Source organism: Nonomuraea sp. NPDC049486 (assembly GCF_040676925.1).
GTDB classification, from domain to species: domain Bacteria; phylum Actinomycetota; class Actinomycetes; order Streptosporangiales; family Streptosporangiaceae; genus Nonomuraea; species Nonomuraea ferruginea.
The window spans coordinates 523,351-540,892 of record NZ_JBFAPV010000002.1 but is presented as its reverse complement, the minus strand read 5'-3'; the positions used below and the strand labels follow the sequence as shown (position 1 = coordinate 540,892).

The 17,542-nt window shown below is 72.7% G+C and carries 16 protein-coding genes; 7 read left to right on the top strand and 9 right to left on the bottom strand.

Annotation, left to right across the window (positions count from 1 at the left end; all coding sequences use genetic code 11):
• Positions 1–87 precede the first annotated feature (87 nt).
• Positions 88–264 carry a hypothetical protein gene (locus AB0K05_RS07445; protein ID WP_364227444.1) on the bottom strand — a complete coding sequence of 59 codons (177 nt, stop codon included), beginning with the start codon at positions 262–264 and terminating at the stop codon, positions 88–90.
• Between the two features lie 397 nt (positions 265–661).
• Between AB0K05_RS07445 and AB0K05_RS07440 the strand changes: the two genes are divergently transcribed.
• Together AB0K05_RS07440 and AB0K05_RS07435 are read left to right on the top strand one after the other, a co-directional pair.
• The gene (locus tag AB0K05_RS07440) at positions 662–1,513 is read left to right on the top strand and encodes a phosphotransferase (RefSeq protein ID WP_148032514.1); all 852 of its coding nucleotides are present in this window, start codon (positions 662–664) and stop codon (positions 1,511–1,513) included.
• Between the two features lie 56 nt (positions 1,514–1,569).
• Positions 1,570–1,833 (top strand): zf-TFIIB domain-containing protein, encoded by a 264-nt coding sequence (locus AB0K05_RS07435; RefSeq protein ID WP_148032515.1) that lies wholly within the window; start codon positions 1,570–1,572, stop codon positions 1,831–1,833.
• 45 nt (positions 1,834–1,878) lie between these two features.
• On the opposite strand, the gene AB0K05_RS07430 is transcribed toward AB0K05_RS07435, so the two are convergent.
• Together AB0K05_RS07430 and AB0K05_RS07425 are read right to left on the bottom strand one after the other, a co-directional pair.
• The gene (locus tag AB0K05_RS07430) at positions 1,879–2,856 is read right to left on the bottom strand and encodes a hypothetical protein (protein WP_364227439.1); all 978 of its coding nucleotides are present in this window, start codon (positions 2,854–2,856) and stop codon (positions 1,879–1,881) included.
• A gap of 38 nt (positions 2,857–2,894) precedes the next feature.
• Positions 2,895–3,425: a CGNR zinc finger domain-containing protein gene (locus tag AB0K05_RS07425; protein WP_364227437.1), complete on the bottom strand. Its 531-nt coding sequence runs from the start codon at positions 3,423–3,425 to the stop codon at positions 2,895–2,897.
• 25 nt (positions 3,426–3,450) lie between these two features.
• Between AB0K05_RS07425 and AB0K05_RS07420 the strand changes: the two genes are divergently transcribed.
• Both AB0K05_RS07420 and AB0K05_RS07415 read left to right on the top strand, forming a co-directional pair.
• On the top strand, positions 3,451–3,639 hold the full coding sequence (locus tag AB0K05_RS07420; protein ID WP_148032518.1) for a hypothetical protein: 189 nt from the start codon (positions 3,451–3,453) through the stop codon (positions 3,637–3,639).
• Positions 3,640–3,673: 34 nt separating this feature from the next.
• Positions 3,674–5,446 carry a long-chain fatty acid--CoA ligase gene (locus AB0K05_RS07415; protein WP_148032519.1) on the top strand — a complete coding sequence of 591 codons (1,773 nt, stop codon included), beginning with the start codon at positions 3,674–3,676 and terminating at the stop codon, positions 5,444–5,446.
• Between the two features lies 1 nt (position 5,447).
• On the opposite strand, the gene meaB is transcribed toward AB0K05_RS07415, so the two are convergent.
• The 5 genes from meaB to mtnA all read right to left on the bottom strand — a co-directional run bounded on the left by meaB (position 5,448) and on the right by mtnA (position 12,236).
• Positions 5,448–6,407: a methylmalonyl Co-A mutase-associated GTPase MeaB gene (meaB, locus tag AB0K05_RS07410; protein WP_148032520.1), complete on the bottom strand. Its 960-nt coding sequence runs from the start codon at positions 6,405–6,407 to the stop codon at positions 5,448–5,450.
• A 107-nt stretch (positions 6,408–6,514) separates the two neighbouring features.
• Positions 6,515–8,653, bottom strand: a complete 2,139-nt coding sequence (gene scpA, locus AB0K05_RS07405; protein WP_148032521.1) for a methylmalonyl-CoA mutase — start codon at positions 8,651–8,653, stop codon at positions 6,515–6,517.
• Complete coding sequence (locus tag AB0K05_RS07400; RefSeq protein WP_364227433.1) at positions 8,650–10,383, bottom strand: methylmalonyl-CoA mutase family protein; 1,734 nt, start codon at positions 10,381–10,383, stop codon at positions 8,650–8,652. The genes scpA and AB0K05_RS07400 overlap by 4 nt, the downstream gene beginning before the upstream one ends.
• A gap of 55 nt (positions 10,384–10,438) precedes the next feature.
• The gene (locus AB0K05_RS07395) at positions 10,439–11,215 is read right to left on the bottom strand and encodes an N-acetylmuramoyl-L-alanine amidase (protein WP_364227430.1); all 777 of its coding nucleotides are present in this window, start codon (positions 11,213–11,215) and stop codon (positions 10,439–10,441) included.
• Positions 11,216–11,297: 82 nt separating this feature from the next.
• Positions 11,298–12,236, bottom strand: a complete 939-nt coding sequence (gene mtnA / locus AB0K05_RS07390; RefSeq protein ID WP_148032524.1) for an S-methyl-5-thioribose-1-phosphate isomerase — start codon at positions 12,234–12,236, stop codon at positions 11,298–11,300.
• Positions 12,237–12,355: 119 nt separating this feature from the next.
• Between mtnA and AB0K05_RS07385 the strand changes: the two genes are divergently transcribed.
• Positions 12,356–13,873, top strand: a complete 1,518-nt coding sequence (locus AB0K05_RS07385) for a serine/threonine-protein kinase (RefSeq protein ID WP_364227427.1) — start codon at positions 12,356–12,358, stop codon at positions 13,871–13,873.
• Between the two features lie 41 nt (positions 13,874–13,914).
• On the top strand, positions 13,915–15,027 hold the full coding sequence (locus AB0K05_RS07380; RefSeq protein ID WP_148032526.1) for a DUF5925 domain-containing protein: 1,113 nt from the start codon (positions 13,915–13,917) through the stop codon (positions 15,025–15,027).
• A 51-nt stretch (positions 15,028–15,078) separates the two neighbouring features.
• Here the strand turns inward: AB0K05_RS07380 and AB0K05_RS07375 are convergent, their stop codons facing one another.
• Positions 15,079–16,410, bottom strand: a complete 1,332-nt coding sequence (locus AB0K05_RS07375) for an SWIM zinc finger family protein (RefSeq protein WP_364227424.1) — start codon at positions 16,408–16,410, stop codon at positions 15,079–15,081.
• Positions 16,411–16,491: 81 nt separating this feature from the next.
• Between AB0K05_RS07375 and AB0K05_RS07370 the strand changes: the two genes are divergently transcribed.
• Positions 16,492–17,541: a peptidase C39 family protein gene (locus tag AB0K05_RS07370; protein ID WP_271276492.1), complete on the top strand. Its 1,050-nt coding sequence runs from the start codon at positions 16,492–16,494 to the stop codon at positions 17,539–17,541.
• The last annotated feature ends 1 nt before the right edge of the window (position 17,542 follow it).

Here is a 17,542-nt window from a genome sequence, read left to right as displayed (position 1 = left end):
ACCCCGCCTTCGCGTCCCCACAGATTCCGATCACCGCACGCGCACCGCGCCAGCGTCAAGCTCGGCGGCTCGTCCTCCACCGTCCTCCTACCCGAGCGCCCCCTTCACCAGCTCCCCGGGGCCGGCCGCTGCCGCGGCGAGCACCGCGTCCAGGTGATCCACCAGCGCGGAGTTCCAGTACATCGGGGTCTTCGCGCAGAGCACGCAGGGCCGTCTGCTGGTGGGAGGCACGGCGCCTGCCAGGCGGCACCGCGGCGGCGTCAAGCGCACACGATGGCGCGCCTGCGAGGTCGACCAGCTCCGACACGCCCGTGACTCGCCGCCGGATGATCCACGGTGCGGCTGCGGGGCTGGTTGATCGGCGGGTGCCTGCCGGACGGACAGCGTGAGGTGCGCTCCCGCAGGCACGGCGCATGGTGGCGCGCCGTGTTGGTGCTGTCGTGGGCGGCTCGCGTCATGGTGCAATCGCCAGGGAAGCCGTGGCCACGAGCCGCAAGGTCATTCCACGCACCTTCCGCAACCAGCGGCATCCGCAGGCTTCGACTGGCACACACCGAACGTGGGCGGGCCGCCCCAACCGCAGGTCCTGCCGGGGGTTTGGCCCCATCCGGCGGTGGCGTCCGAACGCACTCGCCCCCGCACCGGCGAATACTCTGTACGCGTGGGTCTTGAGGGGGAGCTGGCCGGGGTCGCCGGCACGTACGGGGGCAGCGGCGATCCGGTGCGTCACCAGACGCGCTCGGACTCGGTGGTGGTGCGGCGCGGCGAGGTGGTGGTGAAGGCGCACGCCGTCCGCGAGGACGTGCCCGGCCTGCGCGCGCGATTACGCGCCTGCGCGTCCGCCGCGCTGGCCGGGGTGATGCTGGCGCCGCTGGTGCCCGACGTGCTCACGGTGTCGGGGCGAGCGGTGACGGTGTGGCCGGCGGGCCGCCCGATCAGGCGGGAGGAGGCGGATGACGCCCCCTGGGAGGAGGGCGCCAGGCTCCTGGCCCGGCTGCACGCGGTGCCTCTCACGCTGCTGCCGCGGCTGCCCGCGGCCGGCGGCCCTGGCAGGGCGGCCAGGGCGGTGCGGCGGATGGAGGGCGACGGGCCGGTGGAGCGGCTGATCCGGCGCGCGTTCGCGGAGCTGCCCGAGCCGGAGCCGGGGCCGGGGCTGCTCGCGCACGGCGACTGGCACCTGGGCCAGCTCGTGTTCCGCGACCGGTGGCTGCTGATCGACGCCGACGACCTCGGCGTGGGCGACCCGGCGTGGGACCTGGCCAGGCCGGCCGCGTGGTACGCGGCAGGCCTGCTGGAGCCGGAGGTCTGGGACCGCTTCCTGGGGGCCTACCTGGCGGCGGGCGGCCCGGCGCTGGGCGGCGACGACCCGTGGCGCCGCCTCGACCTGCCCGCCAGGGCGGTGACGGCGCAACTCGCGGCCGTGGCCGTGTGCCATGCCCACCGGGAAGGCAGGGAACTGGACGAGGTCGAGCATTCGTTGGTCGAATCGTGCAGCAGAATCGTCAGAGCGTGACGGCGACGCGCGCGATAGGTTTCACCCAGGACATCGAGGCCAAGGAGTGCGTGTAGATGCAGTGCCCGAAGTGCCGCGGCAACATGCGGACGTATGAGCGCAACGGTATCCACATCGAGCAGTGCGACAACTGCCGTGGGATCTTCCTGGACTACGGCGAGCTCGAGACGCTGACGCAGATGGAGGCGGCCTACCACGCCGCTCCTCCGCCGCCCGCGCCGGGCGGCCCGGCCTGGGGCGCGCCCCGGCCCGGCGGCCACTACGGCCACAGCAAGCATCACCGCCAGCGCAGCTGGGTGGGCATGCTCTTCTCCAGCTGATCCGTCAGAACGGGGCCGCGCGACCGCGAGGCCCCGTTCGCGCGATCAGGCCGGGAAGTCGTCCGGGTCGACCTTCGCGGTGCGGGCGTTGCCGCCGGAGATCGCGTGCAGCGTGATCCGCCAGTCGTGCCAGCGGATCTGCGTGGCGGTGTAGGTGGTCTTGAACCGCACCGACTTCTGGAAGCGCTCGAAGCTGCACTCCCGGGTGAACGAACGGCTCTTGCCGTCCCAGTCGACGCCGTGGGTGAAGTAGATGCGGTAGTTCCCGTCACCCACATTGTTGATCTTGAACTTGGCCTTCTTGCGCACGTACACGCTGTAGACCTTGGACTTGCCGCGCACCAGGCTGATCACCGCGTCGCGGGTGCCGCCGTTGTGGATCTGCAGTGAGCTGCGGCCGCCGGAGCCGCCCTTGCGCAGGAAGTGGCCGTTGCCGAGCCGCCTGTTCTTCTTGCCCGCGGCCTTCACCGACACGATGTCGGCCTCGTAGTCGCCGGCGTCCTCCAGCGCCTTGCCGGCCCGGCCGAGCGCGGTCAGCGGGTCGTCCAGGTCGGTGAAGACGGCGGACGGGGTGCACAGGTCCCTGCTGCCCACCTTGGTCGCCGACGTGCCGAGCTGGAGCGCGACCTCGCGCAGGCTCTCGACGTACGCCGTGTGCTGGGCCTGGACCTCGGGCGGCGGGCTGAGCCGGGCCAGTTCGTCGGCGGCGCTCTGGAGGGTCTCCTGGGCCTTGACGACGCGCTGGTCGAGCGACTTCAGCGAGCGGGCGCCGGCCAGGGACTTGATGGCCTTGCTCATGTCGTCGCGCCGGCCGTCGAGCTCGCCTTTGTAGGCGTCGGCGGTCAGCGCTGTGGGCACGGGGGTCGCCGAGGTCGACGGGTCTCCCGCTACCGCCGCGCCGTTTCCGCCCGCCACGCCGCTCGCGCTGGTCTCGCCACCGGTGACGGTGGGCGCGGCGCTGCACGCTCCGATTGTGAGAGCCGCCAGGGCGAGCGTGCAGGTGAAGATCCGAGGGGCAGTCACCTGCCACACTATCGCCCGCTTCATCCCCCGACGTCAATTCACGTTCCCGTGAGTCCCTTCTGCCGGGTACGGTGCGCCGCCACGTTGACCCGGTTGGCGCAGGAGAGCGAGCAGAAGCGCCTGCGCCCGTTGCGCGAGGTGTCCACGTACACGGTGCGGCACCCCTCACGGTCGCAGCGGCCGAGCCTGCGCCCGTCGGAGAAGCAGATGGCCATCGCCAGGCCGCCGGCGGTGGTGTCCTTGGCCCTGGCCACGATGTCTCCTTCGGTCGAGGAGAAGTGCAGGTGGGGCGTCAGCCCGTCGTGGGTGCTCACGAACGGCCTGGCCGCGGTGATCTCCAGCAGGTCGTTGACCAGGGTGATCTGCTTGGCGACCTCGGGCTCGCCGAAGACCGGGTCGAGGCGGAGAGCCCAGGCCTCCATCTCCCCCGCCTGGGCGGGCGTCATCGCGGTGCGCAGCATCTCGTGCTCGGTCAGCAGACCGGCGAGCGGCCCCGGGCGGAAGTCGGTGGCGTTGACCAGGGCCGCCGAGAGCGCGGCCCCGTTGCCCCCGTAAGTGTTGAAATGCACAAGACCATTACATCACCTTGGGGACATGGACTCCAGACACCTCCATGACCCGCTCGCCCTGACCCTCGTCTCCACCCACGCCACCTCCGACGGCGTGGTGTCGTATCTGCGGTGCGCCTGCGGCGCCTGGGAGGTACGCACGTCGTGCCTCGTGGGCAGGACCTCGGGGGGCCGGGGGCGCAGCCCGTCGACTGGAGGCGCGCACTCGTCCTAGAGTCTGCTGCAACACCCCCACAGGAGGTCAGGCTATGTCCAGCATCCCCTCTCTTCTCCGCGACCGGATCGCGGCCACCCCCGAAGCCGAGGCGTACCGGACGCCGTCGGGCGACGGATGGACGTCGTTGTCCTGGCGCGCCACCGGGGAGCGGGTCCGGGAGCTGGCGCTCGGCCTGGCCGCCCTCGGCGCGGGCCCCGACCGCCGGGTCTCCATCCTGTGCTCCACCCGCCTGGAGTGGATCCTGTGCGACCTGGCGGTGCTGTCGACCGGCGCGGCGACGACCACGATCTACCCGTCCAACACCGCGGCCGAGTGCGCCTTCGTCGTCAACGACTCCGGCACCTCGATCGTCATCGCGGAGAACGACGACCAGGTGGCCAAGCTGCGCTCGGTGCAGAAGGAGCTGCCTGACGTCACGCAGGTGATCGTGATCGACGGCACCGCGAGCGACGACGGCTGGGTGATCAAGCTCGACGACGTGCCGGGCAAGGCCGCGGCCGAGGCCGACTACGACGCCATGGTCGACGCCATCGGCGAGGCCGACCTGGCCACGCTCATCTACACCTCCGGCACCACGGGCCGCCCCAAGGGCGTGGAGCTCACCCACGACAACTGGCTGTACGCGGCGAGCGCGGTCCGCGAGCTCAACCTGATCACCTCCGACGACCTCCACTTCCTGTGGCTGCCGCTGTCCCACTCGTTCGGCAAGCTGCTGGAGGTCGTGATGATCGACATCGGCACGCCGACCGCGATCGACGGGCGGCTCGACCGCATCGCCGACAACCTGGGCGCGCTGCAGCCGTCGTTCATGGCCGCCGCCCCGCGCATCTTCGAGAAGATCCACAACACGGTGGCGGCCACCCAGCAGCGCGAGGGCGGCGCCAAGCTGAAGATCTTCAACTGGGCGCGCAAGACCGGCGTCCGGGTGGTCCGGGCGCGCCAGCACGGCGCCCCGATCCCGCTGACGACCAAGATCGAGTACGCGATCGCCGACCGGCTGGTGTTCAGCAAGCTGCGCGCCCGATTCGGCGGCCGGATCCGCTACTTCATCTCCGGGGCGGCGCCGCTCTCGCAGGACATCGCCGAGTTCTTCGACGCGGCCGGGCTGACGATCCTCGAAGGCTACGGGCTGACCGAGTCCTCGGCGGGCAGCTTCCTCAACCGCCCGGCGAACGTGAAGTTCGGCTCGGTGGGCCAGCCCTTGCCCGGCACGGAGGTGCGCATCGCCGACGACGGGGAGATCCTCATCGGCGGTCGCGGCATCATGCGCGGCTACCACGGCCTGCCGGAGGAGACCGCCGAGGCGCTCGAGGACGGCTGGCTCCACACCGGCGACATCGGCGAGCTCGACGACCAGGGCCGGCTGACCATCACCGACCGCAAGAAGGAGCTGATCAAGACCTCCGGCGGCAAGTACGTCGCCCCGACCCACCTGGAAGGCCGCATCAAGGCCGCGTGCCCGTACCTTTCGCATGTGTTCGTGCACGGCGACCGCCGCAACTTCTGCACCGCGCTGATGACCCTCGACATGGACGTGACCAGGCCGTGGGCCGAGGCCCAGGGCCTGCCGACCGACCCGGAGGAGCTGCGCGCGCACCCCCGGATGCGCGAGGAGGTCCAGAAGGCGGTCGACCAGGTGAACGCCGACCAGGCCAGCTACGCGACGATCAAGAAGTTCTCGATCCTCTCGCAGGACTTCGCGGTCGAGACCGGCGAGCTGACGCCCAGCCTGAAGGTCAAGCGCAAGGCGGTCGAGGAGCGCTACGGCGAGACCCTCGACTCCTTCTACGACGGCCAGGCGTAGCTCAGGAGCGCTTGAAGGCGGCCAGCAGGCGGTCGGCGGCGAGCGACGGGGTCAGGGTGCCGGCGAGCACCTCGCGCTCGATCCCGTCGCGGATCTCCGACACCCGCGGGTCGTCGCGCAGCTCGGCCAGCAGCCGGTCGTGCACCATCGTCCAGGTCCACCGCACCTGCTGGCGGCGGCGCTTGTCCGCCAGGTCCAGGCCCTCCTGATGGGCCAGGACCTGGCGCCACAGCTCCTCCAGCCCGTCGCCGGTCAGGCCGCTGCAGGTGAGCACGGGCGGCGGCGCGCTGTCGGAGCGCAGCATGCGCAGCGCCCCGGCCAGCTCGCGCGCGGCCTTGCGCGCCGCGAGCGCGTGCTCGCCGTCGGCCTTGTTCACCGCGATCACGTCCGCCAGCTCCAGCACGCCCTTCTTGATGCCCTGCAGCTGGTCTCCGGTACGGGCGAGCGTGAGCAGCAGGAACGTGTCGACCATGTCCGCGACCGCGGTCTCCGACTGGCCGACGCCGACGGTCTCGACCAGCACCACGTCGAACCCGGCCGCCTCCACCACGACGATCGCCTCCCTGGTGGCCTTGGCCACGCCGCCGAGGGTGCCGGACGTGGGCGAGGGCCTGATGAACGCGGCCGGGTCGACGGCCAGCCTCGACATCCGGGTCTTGTCGCCGAGGATGCTGCCGCCGGTCCTGGTGGAGGACGGGTCGACGGCCAGCACCGCGACCTGGTGGCCCTCCCCGGTGAGCATGGTGCCGAACCCGTCGATGAACGTCGACTTGCCCACCCCGGGCACTCCCGAGATGCCCACCCGCCGCGCCTTACCGGTGAGCGGGGTCAGCTCGACCAGCAGCTCCTGGGCCATCGCCCGGTGGTCGGGCCTGGTGGACTCCACGAGCGTGATGGCACGGGCGACCCAGGCCCGCGCCCCCGCCTTGACGCCCCGAACGTAGTCCTCCAGCGAGCGCACGCCACGCCCCTTCCTCGCAGATCCGGCTACAGCCTGACATCTTCGCCCACGCCGCAATGACACCGCCCCGGCACTTCGGATGCCGGGGCGGTGTCACGCGGAAAGCGCTACGCCCGCCCGCGCAGATCCTCCAGCAGTTCCAGTGCGGCGGTGGCGATCACGGTGCCCGGCGGGAAGATCGCGGCGGCCCCGGCGGCGCGCAGCTCGTCGAAGTCGCCCGGCGGGATGACCCCGCCCGCCACGATCATGACGTCCTCGGCGCCGAGGTCGGCGAGCGCCTTCTTCAGCGCGGGCACCAGGGTGAGGTGCCCGGCGGCGAGCGTGGAGACGCCGACGACGTGCACGTCGGCCTCGACCGCCTGCCTGGCCACCTCCTCCGGCGTCTGGAACAGCGGGCCGACGTCGACGTCGAAGCCCAGGTCGGCGAAGGCGGTGGCGATCACCTTCTGGCCCCGGTCGTGGCCGTCCTGGCCCATCTTGGCGACCAGGATGCGCGGCCTGCGGCCCTCGGCGCGCTCGAACTCGGCGCACGCCTCGCGGGCGCGCTCGATGTCGGCGGCCGGGCCCGCCTCGTCGCGGTACACACCTGAGATGGTACGGACCTGCTCGGCATGCCGGCCGAACACCTTCTCCAGCGCGGAGGAGATCTCGCCCACGGTGGCCTTCGCGCGGGCGGCGTCCACCGACAGCTTGAGCAGGTTGGCGTCGGGGCCGGGGTTGGCGGCGGCGTGGGTGAGCGCGTCGAGCGCCCGGCCGACCGCGGCCTCGTCCCGCTCGGCCCGCAGCGCGCGCAGCTTCTCCAGCTGCTGGGCGCGGACCGCGCTGTTGTCGACCTTGAGCACCTCGATGGGCTCGTCGGCGTCCGGACGGTACTTGTTGACACCGATGACGGGCTGGCGGCCGGAGTCGATGCGGGCCTGGGTGCGGGCCGCGGCCTCCTCGATGCGGAGCTTGGGCAGCCCCGCCTCGATGGCCTTGGCCATGCCGCCCGCCGCCTCCACCTCCTGGATGTGCTCCCAGGCGCGCTCGGCCAGGTCGTGGGTGAGCCGCTCGACATAGTAGGAGCCGCCCCACGGGTCGATCACCTGCGTGGTGCCCGACTCCTGCTGGAGCAGGATCTGGGTGTTGCGGGCGATCCTGGCGGAGAAGTCGGTGGGCAGCGCGAGCGCCTCGTCCAGCGCGTTGGTGTGCAGCGACTGGGTGTGGCCCTGGGTGGCGGCCATGGCCTCGACGCAGGTGCGCGCGACGTTGTTGAACACGTCCTGCGCGGTCAGCGACCAGCCCGACGTCTGCGAGTGCGTGCGCAGGCTCAGCGACTTGGGGTTCTTCGCGCCGAACCCGTCGACCAGCTTGGCCCAGAGCAGCCGGGCGGCCCGCAGCTTGGCGACCTCCATGAAGAAGTTCATGCCGATGCACCAGAAGAACGACAGGCGCGGCGCGAACCGGTCGACGTCCATCCCGGCGGCGATCCCGGCCCGCAGGTACTCGACCCCGTCGGCCAGGGTGTAGGCGAGCTCCAGGTCGCAGGTGGCCCCGGCTTCCTGGATGTGGTAGCCGGAAATGCTGATGGAGTTGAATTTCGGCATCTTTTCGCTGGTGTACGCGAAAATATCCGAAATTATCCGCATCGACGGCGCAGGCGGATAGATGTACGTGTTCCGTACCATGAACTCCTTGAGGATGTCGTTCTGGATGGTGCCGGCCAGCTGCTCCGGCGTCACCCCCTGTTCCTCGGCCGCCACGATGTAGAGCGCCAGGATGGGCAGCACGGCCCCGTTCATGGTCATGGACACCGACATGCGGTCCAGCGGGATGCCGTCGAAGAGCTGGCGCATGTCGTAGATCGAGTCGATCGCCACCCCCGCCATGCCGACGTCGCCGGCCACGCGCGGGTGGTCGGAGTCGTAGCCCCGGTGGGTGGCCAGGTCGAAGGCCACCGACAGGCCCTTCTGCCCGGCGGCCAGGTTGCGGCGGTAGAAGGCGTTGGAGTCGGCGGCCGTGGAGAAGCCCGCGTACTGGCGGATGGTCCACGGCTGGTTGACGTACATGGTCGGGTACGGCCCGCGCAGGTAGGGCGCGGCACCCGGGTAGGTGCCCAGGAAGTCGAGCCCGTCGAGGTCACGGCCGGTGTAGAGCGGCTTGACCGCGATCCCTTCCGGCGTCTCCCAGGCGGGGGCGTCAGGCCCCGGGCCGTCGCCCCCGGACGAGCGGGCCGTGAGCGGGACGGTCGAGAAGTCGGGGATCATCGGGTCACCTCCAGGTCGCGGAAGGTCGTGCGCAGGACGCCGAGCGCGTCGCAGCCGGCGTGGACATAGCCGTCGACGCCGTCATAGTCACCCTTCCCCGCCAGCCAGACCGTGCGCGCGCCGGCCCGTCTCAACGCGGCGGCGACCGCCTCGGCGTGCTGGCCGTAGAGCTTGTCGCTGGAGCACAGGCAGGCCACGGTGGCCCCGCTGACGGCGAAGGCGGTGGCGATCTGCTCGGGGTCGGCGCCGGGGCCCGCGGTCTCGGTGTCGAGCCCGCCGGCCCGGAAGAGGTTGGCGGCGAACGCGGCCCGCGGCGTGTGCACGGCGACCGGCCCGATCGTGGCCAGGAACACCTTGGGCCGCTCGGCCTGCGCGTCGGCCAGGTCACGCAGCTCCTCGAACTCCTGCGCGTACCGGATCTTCGGCAGCCCGGTGGCGAGGGCGGCGGGCGAGTGGGACGCCAGGAACGGTCCAGAGGAGGAGGCTCCGTTGAGAGGCTTCTCCTCCAGATCGGGGAACTCGCTGACGCCGGTGAGCGGGAGGCGGCGGTGCGCGAGGTCGGCGGCGCGGCGCTCCCGGGTGGCGGCGACGCGGCCGGCGACCAGCTCGGCGGCGGCCTCGATGCCGCCGGCCGCCTCGATCTCCTGGAACCAGGCCCAGGCCTGCCCGGCGAGCTCCTCGGTGCGGCGCTCGACGTACCAGGAGCCGCCCGACGGGTCGACCACGCGCCCGACGCCGGCCTCCTCCAGCAGCAGCGACTGCGTGTTGCGGGCGATCCGGCGGGAGAACGCGTCCGGCGGCCGGACCACCGCGTCGAACGGCTGCACGGTCACCGCGTCGGCGCCGCCGACCCCGGCCGCGAAGCAGGCGACGGTGGCGCGCAGCATGTTCACCCAGGGGTCGCGGCCGGTCATCATGGCCGAGCTGGTCACCGCGTGCTGGCGCTGCGACCCGGAGGCGCCGGTCACCTCGGTGACCCGGTCCCACAGCCGCCTGGCCGCCCGCAGCTTGGCGATGGTGGCGAACTGATCGTCGGTGGCGGCGTACCGGAACTCGAGCTGGTCGCATGCCTGCTGGACGGTGAGCCCGGCGGCGGTGAGCGCGCGCAGGCCGGCCACGGCGAGCGCGAGCGAGCAGCCGAGCTCCTCGGCGTCGCCGCCGCCCGCGTCGTGGTAGGGGGTGGCGTCGACCGTGACGGCCCGCAGCCCGGGATGCCCGGCGGCGCACCGGGCCGCCAGCTCCGCGGCCTCGGGGCTCAGCGGCGAGGCGCCCAGGTTGCCCTGGAGCGGGGTGTCACCGGCCAGGGTGAGCAGGGCCTCGGCGGCCTCGGCCGTCAGCTCGCCCGCTTCCAGGACGACCGGCGCGAGGTCGAGGAAGACGCCCTTCAGCACCCGGGGCAGCTCGGCCACCGGGATCGCGCCGTCGCCGACGACGAGCCAGAGCGAGGTCACCCCGTTCTCCAGGTCGGCCATCACCGCCTCGGGGTCGGGCAGCGCGTGCCGCTGCCTGACGTCCCAGCCGCCGGCAGGTCGCGAGCCGCGCTCGAACGGCGCGGACGCGGGCAGGTCGGCGGCGTCGTACAGCGGTGCGACAGCCAGCCCGTCATAGGTGGAGTGGGACAGCGCCTCTTCGGGCGTCTCCGCGTCGACGCCGGACTTGCGCAGCACCGCTATGGCCAACGCCCGCCAGTCGTCGCGCGAGGTGGAAGGAAACCCCGCAGCCAGATCCATGGTCGGATAGTACGCATAGGCTGATTTACGAGGTAACCGGGGGTCGGCCCCAGTCCTACCCCTGAGGTGCCTCCCACGTGCGCCGCCATGTGACGGGGCCCACTACACCGTCGTCGTCGATCTCCTGCTGGCGCTGGAAGCGGCGGCACACGTCGCGCGACTGGGGCCCGTACGCGCCGTCCACGTCGATCTCCCACTCGCGCTCGGCCATCTTGGCCTGCCACGTGCGCACGTCGTCGCCGCGCGTCACCGGCGGGTACTTGAGCAGCCGGCCGGGGAACGGCGGCGCGCCCGGCGGCTCAGGGGCGCCGTTGCCCCCGCCGTCGGGCCGGGGCGCGCCCCGGCGGACCCACGCGTACAGCGGCCCGCCCGGGCAGTCGGTGGCGTACCCGTCGCGGTGCCCCTTGATCTCATCGCCAGCCCGCCCGTTCTGCCGGGTATGGTCAATGGCGTCCAGAATCGCGTGCAACATCCCGTCAGGCGGTTCCAACAGCCCCGCGTTGCCCACCAGGCCGAGCACCGCGTAGTGGCCCCGGTTGAGCCCCGATCCGTTGGCGGCGGGCAACCGGTTGAGCCCCCGTCCTTCGAAGACCTTCTTGTGCGGACATGCCACGAACGAGTAGCCGATGTCGATCCACCCGTTGCCGTCCATGTGCGAGTTCTGGATCGAGCGGACCAGCGCCGTGCAACGGTCGTGCTCGTCGACGATGCGAGGGTCGACCCGCCCGCCGGTGTAGTGGACCTTCACGCCCTTGGTCGAGTCGAGCCGGGTATGGCTCCCGCGCGGCGATCGGGCACCCCACGCTTTCCTGCTGATCAAGTCAATGGCCATGACTTACTCCCGGAAGACGTCACCTTGAACACTCAGCGTAACGTCCTCCCTCATTCAGGTGAGGATATTCGGTTTATTTTACCTATGGCCGGATGACCCGCTCTTCCGTCACGATCGCCGTGATCAGGTCATGTGGTGTCACATCGAAGGCGGGATTGAGCGCGTCCGTGCCTTCGGGAGCCACGCGCGTGCCGCGGAAGGCCACGATCTCGTCAGCTCCGCGGTCCTCGATCTCGATGTGCTCGCCCGACGGCGTGGCCGGGTCGATCGTGCTCTCGGGGGCGACGACGATGAACGGCACCCCGGCCCGCTCCGCGCCGAGCGCGAGCGCGTACGAACCGATCTTGTTGGCGGTGTCGCCGTTGGCGGCGATCCGGTCGGCGCCGATCAGCACCGCGTCGACGCCTCCCCTGGCCAGCAGGTACGGTCCGGCGCCGTCGGTGACGAGGCGGTGCGGCGCGCCCATCCTGGCCAGCTCCCAGGCGGTGAGCCGGGCGCCCTGCAGCAGGGGGCGGGTCTCCAGGGCGAGGACCTCGGCGAGCCTGCCGCGCTCGTGCAGGGTCTGCGCGACGCCGAGCGCGGTGCCCCGCTCGACGCAGGCCAGGCCGCCGGTGTTGCACACGGTCATGATGCGCAGCCGGTCGCCTTCGAGCAGCTCGGCGCCCCGCTCGCCCATGGCGTGGCAGGCCGCGATGTCGTCGTCCCTGATGCGCAGCGCCGTCTCCAGCACCGCCTCGGGCCCCTCCGGGATGCGGGCGGCGGCCCGGTCGACGCCCCAGGCGAGGTTGACGGCGGTGGGCCGGGCCGCGCGCAGCCGGGCGACGGCGTCCTGGTCGCCGCGGGCCAGCACCACGCCGAGCGCCCCCGCCACGCCGAGCGCGGGCGCGCCCCGCACGGAGAGCCTGCGGATGGCGCCGACCAGCTCGTCCACGGTCTCGACGCGCAGGGTCACGCACTCGTCGGGCAGCCGGGTCTGGTCGACGAGCTCGACGGCGCCGTCCACCCAGTCGATGGTCCTCACCCGCCGAACGCTAGCGCAGCTTCCAGGTACGGATCAGCGCCCGGCGATCACCCCGATGCCCCGGCGGAGAGATCGATCACCATACCGGCGAACCGGGGCGACCTGTAACGTAACGAACCATGGCGACTCCCCTGACGCCCGGCGATCCGGCCGAGCTCGGCGGCTACCGGCTGGCCGGGCGGCTCGGCGAGGGCGGGCAGGGCGTCGTCTACCTGGCGCATTCCGAGGCCGGCGAGCCGGTCGCGATCAAGCTGCTGAGCACGGGCGACCGCGAGACGCGGGCGCGGCTGGCGCGCGAGCTGGCGGCCCTGGAGGGCATCGCCTCGTTCTGCACGGCGCGGGTGCTGGCCGCCTCGACCGACGGGCCACGCCCGTACGTGATCAGCGAGTTCATCGACGGCCCCTCGCTGTTCGAGCGGGTGCGCGACCGGGGGCCGCTGGCGGGCGGAGACCTGGAGCGGGTGGCGATCGGCACGGCCACGGCCCTGGCGGCGATCCACGCGGCCGGCATCGTGCACCGCGACCTCAAACCGGCCAACGTGCTGCTGGGGCCGGACGGGCCGCGGGTGGTCGACTTCGGCATCGCCAGGGCCGAGGGGGCGGCGACCATGACGTCGGGGCTGATCGGCACCCCCGCCTACCTGTCGCCCGAGCAGATCGGCGGCGCCCCGGCGTCCCCGGCCTCCGACGTGTTCGCGTGGGCGGCGACCGTGCTGTTCGCGGCGACCGGGGTGAGCCCGTTCGGCGCCGACACGGTCCCCGCCGTGCTCCACCGCGTCCTGCACACCGAACCGGACCTGCGACCGCTCCCCCCGCGTCTGCGCGGCCCCATCGCCTCGGCCCTCGCCAAGGACCCGTCCCTGCGCCCCACCGCCCCCTCCCTGATGGTCCAACTGGTCAACCCCGGCTCCCCCGGCCCGGTCGACGGCCCCACCGGGACGGGCACGGGTGAAGGGCGGAGGGTGGATCGGACGGGGCCGGGGGCCTCCGCTCTCAGCACCGGGCCGGGGCGCGGGCGCTCCAGGGCGGTGCTGGTCGGCGCGCTGGCAGTGGTGGTGGCGCTGGCGGCCGGCGGCGCGGCGCTGCTGTGGACGTACCCCGGCGCGAGGGACTCCGCCGCCCTTCCCACACAGAACACCGTCTCCACGACGGTCCCGCCGTCCCCGAGCGGGGAGCCGACCCCGGCCGGGGAGCCGACCCGAGCCGGGGAGTCCCCCCAGGCCGAGGAGCCCGTGCGCCAGGTGCCCACCCGCTCACCGGCTCAGAGCGGCCGGGGCGACCTGCGGATCCCGGCCGCGTTCGCCGGCACGTGGGAGGGCACCGCCGACAGCGAGATGCTGGACAGGAAGTTCGAGGACGAACCCGTCGCCATCACCCTCAAGGAGGGCGAGAGCACCGGCACCTGGCACGCCCCCGGCGAGGACGCGGGCTGCGAGACCGGCACACTCCAGGTGACGGAGGTGTCGGAGAAGACGCTGTCGTTCCGGCTCGGCGGGCTGGGCGGTCTGTGCGCGGTGTACGACAGCGCCGGCGGCATGCGGGTGACGCTGGAGCGCACCGACGACAACGAGGCGGATTACCGGCTGACCATGCCGATGGGCGGAAAAAGTGACGGTGAGCTGAAGCGAGCAGGTTAAAGTTTTCGACACGCACACCCGAGGATGTGATCATAGACCCCATGTCTGTCATCAGGGAGGTGCCGTTCCCCAGCCCGGAAGACGCCGAGCTTCCCATGAACATCTGGCTCGACGACTCCGACTCGGCCGTCGACGTGATCGACGCGCTGGCCCTGTCGCCGTTCGCGACGGGCCTGCAGCCGTGGTCGCGGGTCGCCAGCCTGGAGCGGGTCCGCGCCGACGCGCCGCTGCGCCCCGCCGAGGGCCGCGTGGTGCGCACCGCCATGGTCGAGGACGGCATGGAGTCGCGGCTGATCTGCGGCGAGGGCTGGACCCTGCGGGTGATCAGGCACCGCAACCGCTCGGCCACCCTGAGCGTGAGCGCGATCAGCGAGGACCTGGCCCGCACCGTGCTCAAGGAGAGCGTCGCCGGCGCCGAGGAGGCCGCACCGGAGACCGACCACGTGGAGATGGGCTTCTGGTGGCGCGGCTCCCACGGCGGCAACCGGTCGGAGAAGCCGATCACCGCCCAGCCGTGGGACCAGATCAGCGGCAACTACGCCGAGCGGGTGCGCGGCGGCCTGGCCGACCTGATGACGATCACCCCCGGCGACGTGAACGGCCGCCTCCTCCTGCTGCACGGCCCGCCGGGCACCGGCAAGACGACGCTGCTGCGCACGCTGGCCAAGCAGTGGCACGACTGGTGTCAGGTCGACTGCGTGCTCGACCCCGAGCGGCTGTTCGACGACCCCGGCTACCTGATGGAGGTGGCCGTCGGCTACGACAACGACGAGGACGAGAAGCAGCGCTGGCGGCTGCTCGTGCTCGAAGACTGTGACGAGCTGATCAGCGCGTCGGCCAAGTCGCAGGCGGGCCAGGGCCTGTCGCGGCTGCTCAACCTGACCGACGGCCTGCTCGGCCAGGGCCGCGACGTGCTGGTGGCGATCACCACGAACGAGGACCTGACCCGCCTGCATCCCGCCGTCGTGCGTCCCGGCCGCTGCCTGGCGCAGCTGGAGGTCGGCCCGCTGTCGCGCGAGGAGGCGGTCGCCTGGCTAGGCTCCTCCGACGGCATCGGCCCGTCGGGCGCGACCCTCGCCGAGCTGTACGCGCTCCGCACCGGCCGCACCTTCACCCCGGCCGCGTCCGACGACAACACCGGCCTCTACCTGTAGCCCGGCCGGCCCTACGACACGGCGACACGGACGCCTGAACCCGGGGCCGTGTCAGACGGGGGTCTCCACGGTGGCGCGGGCGGCGATCCTGGCGGCGAGCACGTGCTTGCACGGGCCGCGGGAGCCACGGTGGTCGAACCACCACTCGCAGGTGCACGAACCCGGCCCGACCGCGACCCGGCGGACGCCGCCCGGCGTGGTGACCTCCGCGTGGTCGCCCTCCAGCCGCACCGCGCCCGACTCCACCAGGGCGCGGGCCGCGGTGAGCCGCGGGTTGAGCTCCGCGACCTGGTCGCGGTCGTACGGGAGCTCGCGGTGGAAGTGGGACGCGTCATGCAGGTCGTACCCGACGCGGCCGGCGGTGCCGAGCTGGGTGAGCGCGGCGCGCACCCGCGCGGGCGGGAGGCCGGAGCGGTCGGCGAGCAGCCCGATCTCCACGGCGGGCTCGAAGTTGAGCAGCATGCCGATCAGGTCGGCGTCGCCGGCGGCCTCGTCGGTGGCCAGGTCCTCCAGCACCTGGCCCTCGCCGGAGAAACCGCGCCACGGCTGCGGTGAGACCGCCAGCGTGTAGCGCATCCCGGGCAGCTCCAGCTCCCAGGCGCTCGCCTGGTGCTCGGCGTCGCCCGCGGGGCCGTACACGCGCAGCGCCTTGGCGAATCTGAGCAGCGGCATGAGCGTGACGATCCGCCCGGTGCCCGACAGGCAGACGGCGCCGCGGCCGGGGCCGGCGGCCAGGCGCAGGTCGCGTCCGGCGGGCGCGGCCCAGACGGCGCCGCGCGCGCGGCGCGGCAGCGAGCGCAGGAAGCGCACCGCCTGCGGCCCGTTCAGCTCGGCCCGCAGGTCGAACCCGGCCGCGATCACCTGCACCTCGGCGAAGCCGCGCAGCCACCGGGTGGGCAGCGGCACCTTCTTCTCCACCACGGCGCCGTCGAGCGTGGTGACGGTCAGCTCGTCGGGGCCGACGCCCAGGTGGAGCGGGTCACGGCCGCCGACCCGGCGCAGCGACTCGCGCAGCGGGCCGTTGACGTCGACGTTGGTGGTGCCGCGGTCGAGCACCTCGCCGTCGAGGGCGGTCACGTCGAGCCGGGCGTAGACGCCGCCGCAGGCGGAGAACGACTCGAACCTGAGCCGGTCGCCGTCGCAGGTCACCACCGGGTCGCGGGTCCAGCCGGGGCGCGGCTGGTGGTAGCGGGCCAGCGCCACGTCGGCCACCGCCAGCAGCCCGGCCGCGGCCGGGGCGGCCTGGGTGAGCAGGCCGCTGAAGAACCTCGGGTGCGTGTGGGGCCCGGACAGCGCCGTGCCGCCGGAGGTCGACAGGCCGAGCCTGCCGTCGGCGAGCGTGGAGGCCCCGGCGTAGGAGTACGCCTGCACTGCTTGAGTCATGGCCCGGACGATAGTGATCACGACTGACAATCAGGCCAGTACGTAAAACATCCGATGCGTGACCTGCGGCGCGACCCCACAATGGGGCTGGTGCTCACTGTCGACCGGCCCCGCGTCGCCCTCACCCGCTTCGCCGTGCCCCCCGTGCTCCCGGACACCGGGGACGGCTGGACCGGTGACGACCAGCGGATCGGCTTCCCCGCGACGCAGCTGGTGCCGTCGTGGACCGCGCGCACCCCGCCGGGCTCCTGGATCGAGGTCGAGCTGCAGGCGGTCACCGCCGAGGGCCGCCGCACCAAGTGGTACGTGATGGGCCGCTGGTCCGAGCACGGCGAGCCGCGCACGTCGGTGGCCGGCCAGGGCGACGACGACGGCGACGTGGCGGTCGACACGTTCGTGGCCCGGCGGCCCGTCACCGCCTACCGGGTCCGGGTGCGGGCGTGCGGGGCGGGCGCGCGGGTCGACGGGCTCGCGGTGATGGCGTCGGCGCTGCCGCCGCACCCGTCCGGCTCGCCGCCGTCCGGCCGCGAGCCGGTGGAGCTGGACGTGCCGGCGTTTTGGCAGCACGCGCACGCGGGCCACCACCCGGAGTACGACGGCGGCGGCGCCAACTGGTGCGGCCCCGCCGCGACGTCCATGGTGCTGGCCTACTGGGGCCGCGGGCCGGACGACCTGGGATGGGTGGGCGGCGGCTGCCCCCACCCGGCCGTCGACCACGCCGCGCGCGGCACCTACGACCGCAGCTACCTGGGCACCGGCAACTGGCCGTTCAACGTGGCGTACGCGGGCTCGTACGGGCTGCGCGGGTTCGTGACCCGGCTGAGGTCGGCGGCCGAGCTGGAGCGGTTCGCCCGCGCCGGGATCCCGGTGGTGGTGTCGCTGTCCTTCAAGGAGCGCGAGCTGCCCGGGTCCGGCTACTCCACGAGCGGCAACCTCATGGTGGTGACCGGCTTCACGGCCGGCGGCGACGTGCGGGTCAACGACCCGGCCGTGCCCGACGGCCGGGTGCGGCGGGTGTATCCGCGGGCGGCGTTCGAGCGCGTGTGGCTCAGGAGTTCCGGCAGCGGCGGCATCACGTACGTCCTGCACCCACCCGAGATGTCCCTGCCCGAGTCCGATGGCAATTGGTGAG

Bases quoted from the DNA above. Each gene is read 5' to 3' on its own strand.
- AB0K05_RS07435 (WP_148032515.1), top strand. From the start codon at position 1,570: ATGCAGTGCCCGAAGTGCCGCGGCAACATGCGGACGTATGAGCGCAAC.
- AB0K05_RS07415 (WP_148032519.1), top strand. From the start codon at position 3,674: ATGTCCAGCATCCCCTCTCTTCTCCGCGACCGGATCGCGGCCACCCCC.
- AB0K05_RS07380 (WP_148032526.1), top strand. From the start codon at position 13,915: ATGTCTGTCATCAGGGAGGTGCCGTTCCCCAGCCCGGAAGACGCCGAG.
- AB0K05_RS07420 (WP_148032518.1), top strand. From the start codon at position 3,451: ATGGACTCCAGACACCTCCATGACCCGCTCGCCCTGACCCTCGTCTCC.
- AB0K05_RS07385 (WP_364227427.1), top strand. From the start codon at position 12,356: ATGGCGACTCCCCTGACGCCCGGCGATCCGGCCGAGCTCGGCGGCTAC.
- AB0K05_RS07395 (WP_364227430.1), bottom strand. From the start codon at position 11,215: ATGGCCATTGACTTGATCAGCAGGAAAGCGTGGGGTGCCCGATCGCCG.
- AB0K05_RS07370 (WP_271276492.1), top strand. From the start codon at position 16,492: ATGGGGCTGGTGCTCACTGTCGACCGGCCCCGCGTCGCCCTCACCCGC.
- AB0K05_RS07400 (WP_364227433.1), bottom strand. From the start codon at position 10,383: ATGGATCTGGCTGCGGGGTTTCCTTCCACCTCGCGCGACGACTGGCGG.
- scpA (WP_148032521.1), bottom strand. From the start codon at position 8,653: ATGATCCCCGACTTCTCGACCGTCCCGCTCACGGCCCGCTCGTCCGGG.
- AB0K05_RS07375 (WP_364227424.1), bottom strand. From the start codon at position 16,410: ATGACTCAAGCAGTGCAGGCGTACTCCTACGCCGGGGCCTCCACGCTC.